Origin of the sequence: Micrococcus sp. (genome assembly GCF_034179925.1) — a bacterium.
GTDB lineage: Bacteria > Actinomycetota > Actinomycetes > Actinomycetales > Micrococcaceae > Micrococcus.
The window spans coordinates 1-14,045 of sequence record NZ_JAXFPG010000048.1 but is presented as its reverse complement, the minus strand read 5'-3'; the positions used below and the strand labels follow the sequence as shown (position 1 = coordinate 14,045).

Here is a 14,045-nt window from a genome sequence, read left to right as displayed (position 1 = left end):
GAGGGAGGGGGCGTTGGCCGCCGAGTGGCGGACATTCCAAGCGGGGAATGCGTCAGCCGGCCTTCTGGGCCAGATACACCGTCAGCGCCTCACGCACCACCTCGGACTCACTACGCCGCTGCTTGCGGGCCACGAGGGCCAGCTGCTCCTTGACCACCTTGGGCACGCGGGAGCGCACCTGCGGGGACGGGCCGGACTCGGTGCCCACCCGGGGCCGACCCATGGCCAGAGGGATCACATCCTCCGGACGGGTCGCCCCGGTCGCGTTCATCAACACCCGGGCCGCCTCGGCCCGGGCGGCCCGACCCCGGAACTCCACGCCCGGGGTCAGCTGCACATCCCCGGCCTCCACACGGGCGGCCAAGGCCTCGAAAACGTCGCTCATTGTCGTTCCTTCCCTCAGGACAACAGGTGGGTGAACAGGCTGCGTAGCGGCATGGAGTGGAACACCACCACAGTGCGCGGCGGAGTCACCGTCGCGATCACCTCGATGTAGCGCTCCGTGTGAGCGTGGGGATGACCGATGTAGAGGAACGTCTCCCCCGGCTCGCCCGGGCGACCCTCGATGCCGCGGATCACCTCCGCGTGCTGCATCGCGTACATCGTGTCCTCGCGCGGAATGCCGTGCTTGTCCACGCTGTCCCTGAACTCCATCGCCATACCGAAACTGTACCACACTAAGCGGCTACACTAACAGGGGGAAGCCTGCCCCTCCGGGCCGGATCAAGAGCAGCATTAGTACTATTACTAGTCATAGTTCTGGCCTTAGTCCTAGTTCTGGTACTAGTTCTGGGATAATGAGTAGTGCGCCCATTCTCGCCAGGGTCTGGCCCTGACCGTGCGCCGCGGCCCTCACATGCAGGACAGCGCCCACCCGTTCAACCCGTCCGAGATGCCCACCGTGCACGCCCAACCCTCTCCCCTGGACATGTACGGCACCTGGGCCACCCTGGACGCCCTGCCTGCCATGCTCCCGCGCGTGGTGCTGCCCTTCCGCGTCCTACCCACCGACCTGGCCGGACTGCTGCCCGAGACGCGCCAGGCCCTGGCCGAGCACGCGGTGCCCGTGCTGCACGCGGTGGTGCATGAGCGCGGCGACTGCGGCGAAGACCCCCGCCCGGAGCGGGCCGACGACTGGGACGCCGTCGCCGCCGAGCTGCTGCGCGAGCACCTGACGCTCCCCGAGCAGCACGCCACCGTCTCCGTGCGCGTGCCCGCCCGCCTGCAGCGCCGGTACAAGCTCGCCACCCTCGAGACGGGCCAGAACCTGGCCAAGCTGGCCAGCGCCGCCCTCACCGGCCACATGCGTGCCCTGAGCGATGACCGCCTCTGAACCGCCCCGGGCGGGGGTGCGTGCAAGTGGTGACGGCCGCGCCCGCACATGGCCGGCCCACCCCCTCCCCGCACCCGTGGGGTAACCCGGCGTTAGCCCACGGGTGCGAGGGCGGTGCCCCTCGGCGACATGTCCCCCCGGCCCGGCCCGCGGGGGCCGGTTCTGGACCCGCCCCCCATTCCCGTGTGTTACACTCGCCGCAGCTGCGCGAAGCAGTAAGCGGTGGCGAGTGGCCCACCCGGTCAGGTGAGAAATATCCCGACGCTCCACGCGCCCCCCCTCCCCCTGGATGCAAGCACTAGTTCTCGCTTTAGTACTAGTTCCAGTTCTGCACTTAGTACTGGTTCTAGTACTAGTCTTAGTCCTGTAACTGGTTCTAGTACTACGCAGGGTGGTGCAACGGCACCCCCGCGGGGATGAGGGAGGCACGCATGGGCCGGGTGTTGGCTGTCTGCAATCAGAAGGGCGGGGTCGGCAAGACCACCTACACGTTCCACTTGGCCGGTGCGGCCGCGCGGGCGGGTGAGCGGGTGCTGCTGATCGACGCGGACCCGCAGGGGAACCTGTCGGCGTCCGTGGGCACGGACGAGCTGGAGGTCTCCTCTCCGGGACTGGCCGATGCCCTGTCCAACGCGGCCACCGAGACGCTGGCCGAGGTGATCGTGCCGACGCTGTGGGAGTCCGTGGAGCTGGTGCCGACCACAGGCCGGACGCTGGCGGCCGTGGGCCAGGAGCTGGCGACCATGAACGTGGGCCGCGAGCACCGGCTGCGCAAGCAGCTGGCCCAGGTACGCGAGCGCTATGACCTGGTGCTGATCGACTGCCCGCCGTCGCTGGATGTGCTCTCCGTCAACGCGTTCACCGCCGCCGACGCCCTGGTGGTCGTCACGCACCCGGAGTGGTACTCCGGCGACGGGCTGGTGGCCCTGTTCCAGACCATGCAGGAGGTGCGCGAGTACTGCGCTCGCCCGGACCTGTCCCTGGCCGGTGTGGTGTTCAACGCGTACGAGAAGCAGACCAAGATCGGGGCCCGATTCAAGCGCGAGATCACCGAGGCGGCCGATGCCATGGCTGCCCCCGTGATCCACCCCCCGGTACCCAAGCGGATCACGCTCATGGAATGCGTGGTCGAGGGTGTGCAGCTGCACGAGTCCCGCGACCGGCGCGCCGCCGAGCTCGTGCCCGTGTTCGACCGCCACCTGTCCCAGCTGACCGGCTCGCAGGCCTGAAAGGAGCCCCGACGATGACCACCCCCGCCCGCCGCCCCGCGCGCAACACCAACCTGGCCTCGAAGGTCTCGCTGTACAGCACCCAGAAGGCCCCGGAGGCCCCCGCCACGGACTTCCAAGACGTGCCCGAGCTGGACACCCCCGCCCCCACACCGGCCGCCCAGGACGCAGCACCCTCGTCCCAGGCCCCGGCGGCCGCCGAGCTGCCCGCATACACCCCGCCGAAGAAGGCGCAGGTGAAGGCCTACGTGCCCGCCGAGACGGCCGAGCGCTTCCAGGACGCCTGGCACGCCTGCCGGGGGATCACCGGGCACCGTTACCTCTCGGACCACATCAGCGCGCTGCTGGCCGCCGAGGCCGCCCGCCTGGAAGCCGAGCACAACGGCGGGAACCGGTTCCCGCCCCGCAACGGCTGACCCTCCCGGCACGCCCGCTCGACGCCCCGCACACCCCGCCGGCGTGCGGGGCGTCGTCGTGTTCGGGCGGGGCGGGGCCGGCTGCCGGGGACTGTCGGGATAAACGGTCTGGAAATCGGCGTGATCCTGCGGATTTTCGGCAGGCCGGCGGACGGCCGTTTCCAGATCCTCCCGGTCCCGGCGAGTCCGCGTCTGAGGCGGTGTGCCCGCGCTGGTCCAGAGCCGTATCCCGACCCGCTGCTCAGGCTGGGAGCACAGGTGAGGGCACCCGGCCCGCACCGGCGGGCACCAGGAGGTAGAGCGAATGGACACGCTTTGAGGCGCTGCGCGCCCCGTACAGGCCCGAACAGGGCCACGGGGTGGGATTGGTCGTGTAGAGGGTCGAGCGTGGCCCAGAGGGGCTGTGGAGGCCCGCAGGGGCACCCGGCCCGGCACTACCCCCGTCGTCATGGCTGCCTGGAGGGTGAGCACAGACGGACTGGTAGCCGGTGAAACGTCTGGAGCCGTGGCGGAGCCTGCCTGGAGTGGGGCGCTGTCCACAGAATCCGAAGCGCGCGCCCGCGTTACGTACGCCGCTGCGCGGCAGGAAGGAATCTGCATGGAGGAGTCGCTAGGAAGAGTCTCTAGGGGGGGTGTCTGTGGAAATCGTCGCCTGGCCCCGGAATCATGCGGCTCAACGGCTCTTGGATCGAGGGTCGAGTGTGGCGGTATCCCACCCGAGTGTGGCGGTATCCCACCCGAGTGTGAGCATCGGTTCGTCTTGCGATTCTGTCGCTCCGGACTCACGCGAACAGTCTCTCGACGAGAAAGTGCCTGTTGAGCAACACGCCCTGCTACGGTGGGGCGCGACACAAAAAAATGACCCCCCAGCTGCGCCAACAGCCGAGGGGTCCGAGCAACTAGTCAGGAGTTGCCATGTCTGAATCGACCGTACCCCAGAACGGGGACAAGCTGCCAGCGCGCCGTGTCGCGTTCGGGATGATGCCGCGCGAGCTCATGGAGTTCGCCCTCCCCATGGACCGGCCCAAGCCGGGCGAGCATGTCTGGACCCGCCGCAACGGCCGGGTCACCTATACCGTGACCGCCGGAGCCGTGCCCGACGCTGACGGGGTGCTCTACGCGGAGCTGCCCTCGGGCCGCTACGCCCGCGCCGCCCTGCTCTACCTGTTCTCCGAGGCATGGGTCACCGAGTCCGCCACTGTGGACCTGGGCATGTGCACACACCAGTACCTCGCCGCCCTCGGAGTGCCGAAGGGCGGTTCGACGTACCGGGAGGCCGTGCGTCAGCTGAACCTCGTGGCCGCCGCCCAGTTCACGATCCAGGTGGACGCCGAGACCACCGAGGACGACGAGCGCGGCCCCGGCCGATCCCGGGAGATCACCGGCGCGCGCCTGAGTGAGCGCGTGCACCTGTGGGAGCCCGCCGTCCGCGCGGACCCCGAAGCCGAGATGACCCCGGCCACCATCACGCTCTCGCGCCAGCTGATCGAGATGGCCCGCCGCCACTCCGTGCCCGTGCCGTGGGAGGCCTGGGGCCACCTGATGCGCACCACCCGGTCCCCGCTGGCCCTGGACGTGTACATGTGGCTCTGCGCCCGCCTGTACAAGGTGCCCTGCACGACCCGGATCGCCTGGGAACAGCTACACGCCCAGTTCGGCAGCCGCACGGACCTGCGCGACTTCAAACGCAAGTTCCGGGCCGCCGTGGCCGCCGTCAAGGAGATCTGGCCGGAAATCTGCACCTGCAAGGGCACTTGCGACCCGGCGCGCCAGGCCTGCCGCGTGCGCGAGTCCAAGGGGCGCGGCCAGCGGACCGGGTTCCGCGGCTACATCCTCGAACCGGGCATCTGCGCCCCCCGCGAATCCGCATGGTTCGACGCGCGTGGGAACGACTGACCGCTGTGTGCTTCCCGCTTCCGCTCCCGTCCCGTCAGGGATCATGGGTAGGCAAGAGAGGCCGACGGCGGAAGGTGGAGATACACATGGCAGGGTCGGGGCGCGCGGAGGTGCCGTTTGATCGGTTCCAGGAGTGGGCCGATAAGCACAACGACGGCAAGCGCGTGCTGCTGACGGAAATGGCGAAGTTGTCCGGACGGACGGGGAATGCCTACTCCTTGAGCAGAACGCGCGGGTTCGTGGACGTGCGCAACGTCATTGCCTACGCCCGAGGGGTCGGGGCGTCCCCACGGCACGCGCTGAGCGTCTGTCTCGACCTGCCAGACCTGGGAGTGCCTACAACTCCGACGGCCGCGGAGTGGCTGTCGCAGGTGCCCTATGTCTCCATCCTCGAAGAGGCTGAGAGTCGACTCGGTGGCCGCACTCGTGGGGAAATGGCCGAAGGGCGCACCTCCGTCGCCCGTTGGCTGGAGGTGCTCACTCCGGCCGCTGGGGGGTCGCTCAAGGCTCTGGCGGCGGCTGCGGGCATGGACTATCCCGGGTTCCGAGCGCGACGTGCCCGCGAGACGTTCGCCGTGAAAGAGCTGCACACCCTGGCTGGCATCGGCGGCGGATCGACCCACCTGGCCCTTGTGGCACAAGGGCTACTGACCTGGGAAGAAGTCGGGCTGGACCCGGAAGAACGGGGCGCTGTACTGGCGGCGGAGTCTGACTCGGACCTGTTCGCCCGGATCGCCAGCATGGCGGGAGACCTGCGGCGGGCGGCCACCAGCTAGAGCAAACCGAGACGGTCGCTATCGCTTAAAGTGAATGTTTGCGTTACTCTGATCGCGTCCAGTTGTTGACCCCTCGGAGAGGACACGGGCATGACGATCACGGCGGAGCATGAGACCACCACGGCAGGCGCTGCCTGGCCGCTGCCGGGGATCACCCGCGCGCAGGCCCAGCAGCTGTTCGAGGCTCTGGCGGCCGCGTTGGGGCAGGGGGTGGGTGCGGGGCCGGCGGATCGGCCGGCTGATGCGCCTGCCCTGATGACCGCTGCCCCGGCGCCCGCGTCCGTGTCGTCGTCATCGGGGGAGGCGGCGGTGGACATGGAGGCTGCGGAGCTGGTGGAGCGGGTGCGTCCGGCTGCGCCGGTGGTGGCGATCATGGGGCCGCTGCGGGTGATCGGGGCGGCCGGGGATGCTCCGGTGGCCCGGTCCACGGGCACGGTCTCGCAGGCGCAGACGCAGCGGTGCGCGGCCCTGGCGGCGTTCCTGGTGCTGTATCCGGGGGCGTCGGCGGAGGCGTACACGGCGGCGTTCTGGCCGGGGGAGCGGGCGGATGGTCCGGCGGCGGCGGCGTCGAGGAACAAGCTGTCTGGTCAGCTGCGCCGGTATCTGGGCCAGGACGGCGAGGGGCGTCCGTTCTTCCCGCGTGTGGGCGCGGATGGGTACCGGCTGCATGAGGCCGTCACGACGGACTGGCAGACGTTCTGCGGGTTGGTGGGGTCGGAGCCGTCCCGGGCATCTACCCCGGCGCTGGTGGCGGCGCTGCGCCTGGTGCGCGGTGCCCCGTTCGAGCACGCCCGGCCTCGGAACATCGGCTGGGCCGATGATCTGCACCGGGTGATGGTGGAGCGGATCACGGCGGCGGCGTTCGAACTCGGCGCGCGGGCGGAGGGGGCCGGGTGTGTGGGGCATCGGCAGCTCGCGGCGCGGGTGGCCCGGACGGTGGACCCCTCATGTGAGGCCGCATGGCGGGCGTCGGTGGCGGCGGAGGCGGCCGCTGGTGCTCGGGAGGAGGTGGCCCGGCTGGTGGAGGGTCTGTATGCCTACCTGGGGGCGGTGGAGGCAGAGCCGGAGGCGGAGACGACGGAGCTGGTCGCCCGGTTGCGGGCGCAGGGGTACCGGATGGGCGCGGGCTGGGAGGGGCTGGCAGGATCGTGAGAGACAGCACACGGCAGGGGAAAGGACACATCATGCGCAGGAGCAACAAGGCCAGGATGGCGGCGGCGGGGTTGATGGCGGCGGGCATGCTCGCCGTGACCGGCTGCCAGCAGCAGGCGGAGGATCACGGCATCCCGCCGATGGAGAGCGCGTCGGAGGCGTCCTCGCCCGCGCCGATCCCGGAGAACCCGTTGTCGTCCTCGGCGGCGCCGATCCCGGAGAACCCGTTGGACAACGGGTTCCCGGACTTCGAGCCGGTGACCTCGGAGCAGCCGGCCACGGACAAGGAGGCCACCGCGCGCGCGTTCGAGACGGTGGAGCTGATGTACGAGGTGTCGGGGGAGGCGCTGCGTAGCGGTGACCCGGAGAACGCCCGCGAGCTGTCCGTGGCCGCCACGGGAGGGATGCTCGAGCGTGAGATGGAGCTGGTGGAGGGCGTCCTAGGCAAGGGGGTCACCTATGAAGGCGAGTCCACGGTGGAGCTGATCGAGTCGGAGGTGGCCCCGTCGGCCCGTCAGGATGGGACGCTGATCGAGCGGGCGACGGTGCACCTGGTGGTGTGCGAGGACAACTCGAAGGTGAAGATCACCGGCAAGGACGGGGAGGCCAAGAACACCGGTGATGACCGGTTCCGGGTGAACTACCGCGTGTCGTGGAACGAGCGGTCGCAGACGTGGGCGGTGGTGTCCACGTCGCTGCCGAAGCTGGATGGGCCGGAGGAGACGGAATGCTGATGCGCACGCGGAACAGGTGGGGGTCGGCCGGGGCGGCCCTGGTGCTCGGGCTGGGGGCATTGGCGGCGGCCCCGTCGGCCTCGGCCGTCGAGGCCGACGCGCGGTGCGCGAGAGGAGGGAGCGGATCGGAATGTGTGTTCGAGGCGACGCAGCCCGCGTTGCCGGGTGGGACGGCGCCGGAGGGTGGTGCGGCCCCGGCGCAGCCGGTCAGCGGGGAGCCGAAGCGGGCGAACTTCTGCGAGATCAACATCCCCGAGGGGAGCACGCGGGACTGGAAGGTGCCGCTGAACTGCGAGACCAACTGGGATCCGGTCAATGAGTGCATTTGGACGGTGATGTCGCCGCAGCCTGCCCCTCCGGCCGGGGCTGATCCGTCCCGGGGTGCGTGGGAGGAGTGCAAGACCACCACGGGCACGCTGATGCCGTGGGATCAGGCGGATGTGCGGTGGTGGGAGTCCACGGCGGCAGGGTCGGCGTCTCCGGCGGAGGCGGCCCGGACGGTGGTGGCGCGGCTGCCGTTGGAGGGGATTGAGATTGGGATGGTGCCCCGGTCTACGGCCTCTGATCCCAACGCTATGGGTGCTGTGGGTCTGCCTGCGTGGATGTGGGTGAAGAACACCGATGACCCTCGTGCGTGGGGGCCGTACACGGCTACGGAGTCCGTGGACGGGCTCCAGGTGAAGGCCACGGCCACGCCGTTGTTCATCACCTGGGACATGGGGGATGGGGCGCAGGTGGTGTGCCATACCTCGGGCACTCCGTACAGCGAGCGGTACGGGCGCGAGGAGTCGCCCTCGTGTGGACACACCTACATGGAGATGTCCGATCCCACGTACACGGTCACGGCGATCACCACGTGGAGTGTGGAGTGGTCGGCTGGTGGTGAGTCTGGGGTGATCGAGACGGTCACACGCAGCTCCCAGCCGGTGGTGATCGGGGAGCTCCACGCCCTGAACGTGAAGCCGAAGGGCTGACGGCCAGGCTCGCCGGAACACCGTTTTCACCGGAACACCGAAAACGGTGTTCCGGTGAAACGGTGCGTGCATCTTGTGACGCTCCGGCCCTGGGGGCGTCCCGTCTGGAGCCGTATGGGTGCTGATGCGTGGTGAGGTTCGATGGCCTCATGGCTGGCATTCTGGGCGGGTGCCCCGTCTGTTCTCTGCCCGTGACCGCCGCCCCCTGAATGCGGTGCTCACGGCTGGGCTCAAACACGCTCAGCTCGATCAGCTCGTGGCCGATCATCCGATCCCCGGTGATCCTGGCCATGACGCGGGCAAGGCGGGCCGGGTGGGGCTGTTCACCGCCACGGTGCTGACCGGGGCGGATCATGGGCTGCTCGTGCAGGCGCTGGGGTTGATCGACCCCGAGAAGATCCCCGCGGGGCACCGTGCGGACCTGACCCGGCTGCGCTGCAAGGCCGGCTTGGAGGCAGTGTCGGCCGCCCCTGCCTTAGTGGCCACCGACCGCGAGGCCGCGTTCACCTCCGAGGCTGAGGTGAAGGAAGAGGCACGGGCCTGCACCGCACTCCCGGAGCCGGAGCCGGCTGACCTGGGGCCTGTGGTGGTTCTGGAGCACCTGAACCGCGAACACCCCGATGTGCAGGTGATCGTGCAGGCCCTGGAGCGAGCCGGGGTGCAGGTGATGACCGGGGGTGGGCAGATGCCCGCGGGGGCACTCGTGCTCCGTCCGGCCGGGTCGGGCTGAGGCCTACCCCCAACCGTTAGCACAATGTAAGATTGTGCTAACGGTTGGAGTGGAGGTGCCCCGGGTGGGTGAGTACGAGCGGCAGGGTGGTCTGAGGGACCGGTCGCGGGTGAGCTTCCGTCCGGTGGCGTACCGGAATCTGGGGGCACGCAAGAACCTGTGGGCCGATTACGTGACGGGCCGGGGAGTGTTGGACAACGGGCAGGTGGTGCCGCCGAAGATCGGTCGGGGGCGGAAGAATCCGAACTTGACGGACATGCTGGACACGGCCGCGGCTGTGGGTGTCGATCGGATCATGTTCACGGGCAAGGTGCCCACGGTGACCCCGGGCAAGCGGCACTGGTTGCTGGTGCAGACTCCGGGATGGGTTGCGGCTGGGCATCACACCGGTTCGCCGGCTACGGGTCGGTTCGAGCACCGTCAGACGGGCAAGAAGATGCTGGTCCAGTTCGCGGCCGGCTGGTTCGGGGACACCCCGCTGACCCCGGAGCAGGCACGGTTGGCGTTCCAGGCCACGGGCAATGTGATCGGGGCGTTCTTCCGCGATGGGCGGTTGATGGACACCCCCACGGCCACCGGGGCGAACCTGTGGGCGTTGTCGTTGCCGAAGAATCTGGAGCCGTATCCGGTGACGGAGGACATTGCCGAGGAGCTGCATCGCACCTCGGGGCAGCACCATGTGGAGCATCTGGTGGCCGGGGAGTCGGCCGGCGCGCACCCGGACTGCGTGCCGCTGCTTGATCCGGCCAAGACTCCGAAGATTCCCGGGTTCGCGTATGTGGATGGCCGGTTCATGTACGGGGCGATGTGTCGTGAGCTGGGGATCGGGCCGGGGGAGCGGCTGCGCCGGGACGACACGGCGGATATGTTGCGTGAGGATCCCTATGCCCGTGCCCGGGTGCACGTGCGGTTCCAGGTGCCGGACACCTGGGACCATATCGGCCTGTTCGGCGTCCAGCACGAGAACGTGCGCGATGGCTGGTATTGGCCGAACCGGCCTGGTGCGGTCGGGGAGACCTGGGTGGACGCTGCGGAGTTCCATGTGGCCGCCCGGCACGGATGGAAGCTGGACCCGATCGAGTCCGTCCGGTTCACCACGCGGGTACCTGGCGCTCGTGACCGGGACCGGAAGGTCGCGGCCCGGCCGCTGGACACCTGGCAGAAGAACCTCTCTGAGGCCCGGGCGGCCATTGCCTCTGACCCGCTGATGGATCAGACGATCAAGACGGCCGTGTCGGCTGCGCTGCGCTCGGTGCTGATCAACACCATCGGGAACTTCGCTGCCCGGGGCAGGGACCAGACGCACATCGCGTTCGACCCCAAAGAGGTGCCGGCTACGGCGCAAGATGTGCGTCAGCAGGGGCGGGCGTTCCTCTGGACGACCAAGGCCCGGTTCGATGCTCAGGCGGTCCGGTACTACCACCCGGAGTTGGCGGTGCAGGTGTGGGGCAGGGCGAGAGCGCGCATGCTCTCCGGGCCGATGGCGAACGGCATGGACGGCGGGGCGTTGCACGTGCCGGCCTCCACGCTGCTGGGCGTTCGCGGCGACGCGATCTACACGACCGAGGTGCCCGCGTGGGCGTTGCCGGTCGAGCGCGGCGGCGACGACGGCCGGGTCGGCCGCATGCGCTTGCAGGGGTACATCCCCGGCCCGCTGAAGATCCCCGGTGACGAGACCGCCCGCAACCGGTTGCGCGCCAAGGCCGCCCGCCTGGGCGTGGACGCGGCGTTCTCGGAGTACGAGATGCAGGCTGCCCCGGCGGACGGGGCGGACTACCTGCCTGGCGAGGATGCCCAGGATGGGGCAGAGGGTGAGTGATCTGGCGCAGCTGTCCCCGGCGGAGCTGGTCGTCCGGGTGCGTGAGGTCTACGGACTGACCTGGGGTGAGCTGGCGGCGGCTATGAGCCGGTCGGAGCGGATGATGCGCAAGGTCGCTCGAGGGGAGACCTCGGGGGAGGCCTACCGGGCTGCGCTGACCGAGCTGCACGAGACGGGGGCGGTCTCCAAGGCCCCGGCCCGGCGGCGCAACGCCGCGGGCAAGCTTGTGCCGGTGCGTGCCAAGGCCGGGGCGCGCAAGCGCACCCGCGTGCCCCGAGACGCCGGCCGTGGGGCGTCGCTGACCCGGCACTCCACGCGCGTGACGCATCTGCCCGACGGCAACCGGATCGTGCAGATCCAGTTGCCCAAGACCGTGGGTTCTCCCGAGCGTGGGGCGGGTCTGTATGCGGCGCGGATGACGGTGGTCAATGTGGCTCGTGGCTCGAGTCGGCAGGACAAGCGAGTGCATCTGCGTGCCACGGTCGATGTCGGTGGTGGCCGTACGCGCACGTTCGATGTCGGCTCCAAGGGTGGTTACCTGGCCGCTGACGTGGTGGCCGATGTCCGCGACCGCAACGGCGGGGACATGGGGGCGTGGATAGCCTCCCAGCTGGGGGACCGGTACGCCCAGGACGCTGTGCGACAGGGCCAGTTAGTCGGGCTGAATTTGACCACGTTCAACGCGGTGCGCTCGAAGGAAGAACGGCAGGCCCTGGACGAGGCAGGGGTGCGCCGGTGGAACCGAAGGGGAGGACGCAGCAGATGGGGATGAGCGGACCCGCCCACGAGCAGCCGGCCCCGCCGCCGCGGCGGTGGGAACACCCGCTGGACACACACTCCCACACTGGCCCGTACCGGCCCCCGCGCGCGTTGCTGGACATCCTGGCGAGGGTGGCTGGTGCGGACTCGCATGCGACCGCGGCCGCAGCCACCCGGGACCGGGTGGCGGCCGCCGTGGTGCAGCTGCACGAGGCCGGCTTGGACCCGCGGGTGATCGGTTTGGTGGCCGAGCCGCGCGTGAACGAGCTACTGGGGGTGGCCGAGTCCACGGGCCGGTCGTTGCGCGGCCGGGACGGGTTGTTTCCCGTCCCGGCTGCGCGGGGTCGGTTGTGGTGTGAGGCTGATGTGGCCGAGTACGTGGAGTACCGGCATGAGACCGCTCCGCGACCGGGGGCGCTGCGCAGCGCTCGCATGGCGGGCGTGAGAGTAGATCTCGGCACGGCGGGGGATGAGGGCCTGGAGGCGTAGCACCTGGAGGGCACAGCGCAGAAATATATGGATCGAAGAGAGTTCTTAAAAAAAGCTTGACAGCTGTTCAATCGGTGTAGATAATTGGCGCTACCTGGGAGCTACCCGGGCACGCATGAAGGGGAACTGAATTGGATACTCTCGCACCCGTGGTGACTGGGCCGCGGCTCCATAGCTCATTCGCGAAGATTATTGCCGCTCTTCTTATTTCGACATTTGCAGTTTTGGGAGCAGCCCAGGCTGAAGCTCGATCCGCCCTAAGTTTCAGCGCCGAATTTAAGTATGGCGTTGACAGTAGGCACTTTGAGCATAGGGGCGGAACTGTTACTATTACTCATACGCCCTACAAGTGCCCTCCTTCGCCTTATCCTTCGACCTTCTATGCCACGCTCATGAAGAAAAACTGGTATGGAGGGTATAGCAAGAATGGGTCCGTCGAGCTTCGGTGTAACTGGGGAACACAAACTTACAACTGGACCGGTCGTAGCGCGGGGAAGTACTACGTCTACTTTACGAAGGTAGACAACGGTAAATATGTCGGGACTACCGGACATATTTACTACGAGTGATCTCTTCTTGGCACCTGCTCCACTCTTTCCCGAGGCTGAGTAGGGATATGAGTCGACTTCCTGCATGCCTTTTCATCCCCTTATTAAGAAAAGCCTGGGGAGGGCATGCCTGGAGGTCGACTTGCCATTTACGGTGGTACATATTTGTATTGGATGCCGGGGCGCTTTTATAGCCGTGAGGGTTAGATCGTGAGTTTCAGTTATGACTAGGGGATTCGTGAGGGATGATACCGGCTCAGTCCAGGTCGCCAGGTGAAAATGGATAGGCTGGTATAGCGCCAAGAGGGTAACTTATTGGTGATAATAATCGTCAAATGCGGCGAGCTTAAAAGCTCTTAAATTCATTAGGATGAGGAAAAGCTATGAGGATGTGGGTAAGGGACGCCATTGGGTTCGCTCCCATGGCGATGGTAGCCTTCCTGGTTGTCTCGTCTATTGTTTGGGTCTTGGTTAGAAATATCGGCCCGAAAGAGTTTAGGTCGGGGTGCAGGGCCTTTGCACTTTACGCGCTGATCGCATGGGTCATTGGAGTGCTTACGGTGACCATCCCGTCAAATATTCCGGTTATCGAAGGGGTCAATGACCAGGAAAAGAATTTTGGGATGATCCCATTTACTTCCCTGGATAGACTGGGCAGCGAGCCCGTCGCTGCCTTAGAGGTGGTTTGTAACATCATCATGTTTACCCTTGGGGGTTATATTCTTTCAAGCCTTGCCCGCTGGAATGTCTGGTATACGACTATATGTCTAGTGGTATTTGGTGCCGCCATAGAGATAGTTCAGTTTCTATCCCCGTTCCCTCGAGTCGCGACAGTGGATGATATAATTTTGTACTTTTTGGGCGCGGTCGTGGGGGCATTTATGTGGAAAAAGGTCTCCGGTGACAAGACGCGTGGGGATGTCGTGAATTCATGATCGTGTCATCCTAAGTTCCGCGCGTTTTGGCCACTGCCAATGTCTGTCGTAGTAATGCCGCGCGTGCGGAGAACGCTCGTGTGCCGCAGCCGCTGAAGCAGCAGCTGGCCCTCGTGGCCCTCGTGGCCCGCAAGCAGCGGCGTAGTGAGTCCGAGGTGGTGCGTGAGGCGCTGACGGTGTATCTGGCCCAGAAGGCCGGCTGACGCATTCCCCGCTTGGAATGTCCGCCACTCGGCGGCCAACGCCCCCTCCCTC

General features: G+C 67.6%; 16 protein-coding genes. 14 read left to right on the top strand and 2 right to left on the bottom strand.

Annotated elements, in window-relative coordinates; genetic code table 11:
* Positions 1-52 precede the first annotated feature (52 nt).
* On the bottom strand, positions 53-385 hold the full coding sequence (locus tag SPI96_RS09775; protein WP_321082175.1) for a hypothetical protein: 333 nt from the start codon (positions 383-385) through the stop codon (positions 53-55).
* 14 nt (positions 386-399) lie between these two features.
* Positions 400-660, bottom strand: a complete 261-nt coding sequence (locus SPI96_RS09770; protein WP_321082174.1) for a hypothetical protein — start codon at positions 658-660, stop codon at positions 400-402.
* A gap of 196 nt (positions 661-856) precedes the next feature.
* Between SPI96_RS09770 and SPI96_RS09765 the strand changes: the two genes are divergently transcribed.
* From SPI96_RS09765 to SPI96_RS09700, 14 genes are all read left to right on the top strand, one after another.
* Positions 857-1,333 carry a hypothetical protein gene (locus SPI96_RS09765; RefSeq protein WP_321082173.1) on the top strand — a complete coding sequence of 159 codons (477 nt, stop codon included), beginning with the start codon at positions 857-859 and terminating at the stop codon, positions 1,331-1,333.
* Positions 1,334-1,749: 416 nt separating this feature from the next.
* Positions 1,750-2,562 carry a ParA family protein gene (locus SPI96_RS09760; RefSeq protein ID WP_321082172.1) on the top strand — a complete coding sequence of 271 codons (813 nt, stop codon included), beginning with the start codon at positions 1,750-1,752 and terminating at the stop codon, positions 2,560-2,562.
* Between the two features lie 14 nt (positions 2,563-2,576).
* Positions 2,577-2,978, top strand: coding sequence for a hypothetical protein (locus SPI96_RS09755; RefSeq protein WP_321082171.1), 402 nt, complete (start codon positions 2,577-2,579; stop codon positions 2,976-2,978).
* A 915-nt stretch (positions 2,979-3,893) separates the two neighbouring features.
* Complete coding sequence (locus SPI96_RS09750; protein WP_321082170.1) at positions 3,894-4,874, top strand: replication protein RepA; 981 nt, start codon at positions 3,894-3,896, stop codon at positions 4,872-4,874.
* 86 nt (positions 4,875-4,960) lie between these two features.
* Positions 4,961-5,650, top strand: coding sequence for a hypothetical protein (locus SPI96_RS09745; protein WP_321082169.1), 690 nt, complete (start codon positions 4,961-4,963; stop codon positions 5,648-5,650).
* A gap of 90 nt (positions 5,651-5,740) precedes the next feature.
* The gene (locus tag SPI96_RS09740) at positions 5,741-6,802 is read left to right on the top strand and encodes a hypothetical protein (protein ID WP_321082168.1); all 1,062 of its coding nucleotides are present in this window, start codon (positions 5,741-5,743) and stop codon (positions 6,800-6,802) included.
* A 32-nt stretch (positions 6,803-6,834) separates the two neighbouring features.
* Positions 6,835-7,536, top strand: a complete 702-nt coding sequence (locus SPI96_RS09735; RefSeq protein WP_321082167.1) for a hypothetical protein — start codon at positions 6,835-6,837, stop codon at positions 7,534-7,536.
* A 608-nt stretch (positions 7,537-8,144) separates the two neighbouring features.
* Positions 8,145-8,510, top strand: a complete 366-nt coding sequence (locus SPI96_RS09730) for a hypothetical protein (RefSeq protein WP_321082166.1) — start codon at positions 8,145-8,147, stop codon at positions 8,508-8,510.
* A 256-nt stretch (positions 8,511-8,766) separates the two neighbouring features.
* Positions 8,767-9,240: a hypothetical protein gene (locus SPI96_RS09725; protein ID WP_321082165.1), complete on the top strand. Its 474-nt coding sequence runs from the start codon at positions 8,767-8,769 to the stop codon at positions 9,238-9,240.
* A 256-nt stretch (positions 9,241-9,496) separates the two neighbouring features.
* A complete protein-coding gene (locus SPI96_RS09720) occupies positions 9,497-11,059 on the top strand; it encodes a hypothetical protein (RefSeq protein WP_321082176.1) in 1,563 nt (520 codons plus the stop codon).
* Positions 11,052-11,831, top strand: coding sequence for a hypothetical protein (locus SPI96_RS09715; RefSeq protein ID WP_321082164.1), 780 nt, complete (start codon positions 11,052-11,054; stop codon positions 11,829-11,831). Before SPI96_RS09720 ends, SPI96_RS09715 begins: the two co-directional genes overlap by 8 nt.
* Positions 11,828-12,307, top strand: a complete 480-nt coding sequence (locus SPI96_RS09710) for a hypothetical protein (RefSeq protein ID WP_321082163.1) — start codon at positions 11,828-11,830, stop codon at positions 12,305-12,307. Before SPI96_RS09715 ends, SPI96_RS09710 begins: the two co-directional genes overlap by 4 nt.
* A 976-nt stretch (positions 12,308-13,283) precedes the next feature.
* On the top strand, positions 13,284-13,790 hold the full coding sequence (locus tag SPI96_RS09705; RefSeq protein ID WP_321082162.1) for a VanZ family protein: 507 nt from the start codon (positions 13,284-13,286) through the stop codon (positions 13,788-13,790).
* An 80-nt stretch (positions 13,791-13,870) separates the two neighbouring features.
* On the top strand, positions 13,871-13,993 hold the full coding sequence (locus SPI96_RS09700; RefSeq protein ID WP_321082161.1) for a hypothetical protein: 123 nt from the start codon (positions 13,871-13,873) through the stop codon (positions 13,991-13,993).
* The last annotated feature ends 52 nt before the right edge of the window (positions 13,994-14,045 follow it).

Coding starts and splice junctions, on each gene's coding strand:
- SPI96_RS09755 (WP_321082171.1), top strand. CDS start 2,577: ATGACCACCCCCGCCCGCCGCCCCGCGCGCAACACCAACCTGGCCTCG.
- SPI96_RS09705 (WP_321082162.1), top strand. CDS start 13,284: ATGGTAGCCTTCCTGGTTGTCTCGTCTATTGTTTGGGTCTTGGTTAGA.
- SPI96_RS09760 (WP_321082172.1), top strand. CDS start 1,750: ATGAGGGAGGCACGCATGGGCCGGGTGTTGGCTGTCTGCAATCAGAAG.
- SPI96_RS09740 (WP_321082168.1), top strand. CDS start 5,741: ATGACGATCACGGCGGAGCATGAGACCACCACGGCAGGCGCTGCCTGG.
- SPI96_RS09765 (WP_321082173.1), top strand. CDS start 857: ATGCAGGACAGCGCCCACCCGTTCAACCCGTCCGAGATGCCCACCGTG.
- SPI96_RS09710 (WP_321082163.1), top strand. CDS start 11,828: ATGAGCGGACCCGCCCACGAGCAGCCGGCCCCGCCGCCGCGGCGGTGG.
- SPI96_RS09720 (WP_321082176.1), top strand. CDS start 9,497: ATGCTGGACACGGCCGCGGCTGTGGGTGTCGATCGGATCATGTTCACG.
- SPI96_RS09735 (WP_321082167.1), top strand. CDS start 6,835: ATGCGCAGGAGCAACAAGGCCAGGATGGCGGCGGCGGGGTTGATGGCG.
- SPI96_RS09775 (WP_321082175.1), bottom strand. CDS start 385: ATGAGCGACGTTTTCGAGGCCTTGGCCGCCCGTGTGGAGGCCGGGGAT.
- SPI96_RS09745 (WP_321082169.1), top strand. CDS start 4,961: ATGGCAGGGTCGGGGCGCGCGGAGGTGCCGTTTGATCGGTTCCAGGAG.
- SPI96_RS09770 (WP_321082174.1), bottom strand. CDS start 660: ATGGCGATGGAGTTCAGGGACAGCGTGGACAAGCACGGCATTCCGCGC.
- SPI96_RS09750 (WP_321082170.1), top strand. CDS start 3,894: ATGTCTGAATCGACCGTACCCCAGAACGGGGACAAGCTGCCAGCGCGC.